This window comes from Robinsoniella sp. (assembly GCF_034124845.1).
In genome coordinates this window covers 1-1,583 of the sequence record NZ_JAWYAJ010000529.1, presented here as the reverse complement: position 1 = coordinate 1,583, position 1,583 = coordinate 1, and the positions used below count along the sequence as shown (strand labels likewise).

The following is a 1,583-nucleotide window of genomic DNA, read 5'->3' as shown; positions in this document are numbered from 1 at the left end:
TAATTGAAAATTAACTATTCATTAAGGTTTCAAATAAATCAGCAGTAATATATCGGTTTTCATTGGATGAATCGATAGGTAACTGGTCTTTTTCCAGCCGTTTGCCTTCTTTTAATTGATAGAAGTTCTCAAACAGGTCATTAAAGCTCAACTCTGAATAATCCGTCTCTGACCAATTACTGATCATCAGATTATTGCCTCCATAATTAATGGGTTCCACGTATTTTTTCTGATAGGCCAGACAAATTTCATCCACCGGTTTTATACGGATCATACGGTATCCATTCCCACTGGCCCAGACTGCATAATCATCCCGGAAAATAAAATTTTCTTTCTCCGTAAATTTCCATTCGGACAGAGGTGTTATTTTCATCTCATATACATCCGGGCTCCCTTCTAAATCCAGATTGACAGAAGCCGACAGAAGATATTTTCCGGTATGGTCCATATAGAATTCATAGCGGTAGAATCCTCCATTGGGACGTATACGGTAAATAGTAACCGATGTCGTTTCCCCCTTTTGGACATTTTCCCAGAAGCTGTAAAACACTTCCGAATTTTCCAGGCTGCACCTGCCGGCGGTATCACTTACAGTAATACCCTCTTTCCCAATTTTTCTTACGATCTCTCCAACAGCCTCATCTGAAATCAGCGTATCCGCCTGAATGATATCAGAAGGCTTCTTTTGAAACTCAAGATAAATATCCTTATAAACTCCGGCAACCGCCAGGCACTCTTCCTGCACACGGTCTGATAATTCCGTAGAAATGCTTCCCTTCATATTTTGTGCCAGTAGATATTTTCCTTTCTGATTAGATGCATAGAAAGCCCCTATAAGAACGATACAGCACAAAATTCCGGTTATCACTACCATCTTTTTCATGCAATAATTCTCCTTCCATCATAACTACAAAATCCATTTTTATTCCCCTGAAAAATAATTATCTAAAACAATCTTATCCTTCTCCACAACATAAGTACTCCCACCGGTTTCTTTTACGTCTTCCACCATGCTGATTAATAGTACCGGTTTACTGGAAGCCGGATCCGGAGTCAATACCCCAAACCATCCCAGTTCCGTACCTGTAGTATCTGATACATCAGCTTTGATTTCCGCAGTTCCTGTCTTCCCTGCTAAAATAGTGGATTCCATTTTCGCTGCCCTGCCTGTACCTTCCGGCGAGGATATTACTTTTTCCATAGCGGTTTCCACCCTGTCAGCAACTTCCTTTGAAAATGCCTGGGGAAGCCACACCTGAGGCTCCCGGGAATCCTTATACTGAAGATATGGCTTTATAACATTTCCATCATTGCAAAATGCCGTATACAATGCCGCAAGATGAAGCGGGTTTATTAAAATCTGCCCCTGGCCATAACCACTGTCGGCAAGGAGTACCTCTGACTCTATTTTATCCGTATTGGAATACTGGGACTGCGCCATGGTAATCTCAAAAGGCATTTCCTGGTTAAATCCCAGTTTGTCCAGCTGGCCCTCCAACTGGTCTGCCCCCATCTTCAATGCTGCTTTTGCAAAATAAATATTATCGGAATAGATCATGGCATTTTCTAATATGACAGGTTCA

Annotated in this window: 2 protein-coding genes; both read right to left on the bottom strand. The window is 41.4% G+C overall.

Translation table 11 applies throughout. The features are described 5' to 3' along the window. Positions 1–10 precede the first annotated feature (10 nt). Complete coding sequence (locus ACH2DQ_RS26360) at positions 11–883, bottom strand: DUF6070 family protein (RefSeq protein ID WP_395028654.1); 873 nt, start codon at positions 881–883, stop codon at positions 11–13. A gap of 39 nt (positions 884–922) precedes the next feature. Further along, positions 923–1,583: penicillin-binding transpeptidase domain-containing protein (locus ACH2DQ_RS26355; protein ID WP_395028653.1), on the bottom strand; the 661-nt coding region annotated here is incomplete at its 5' end.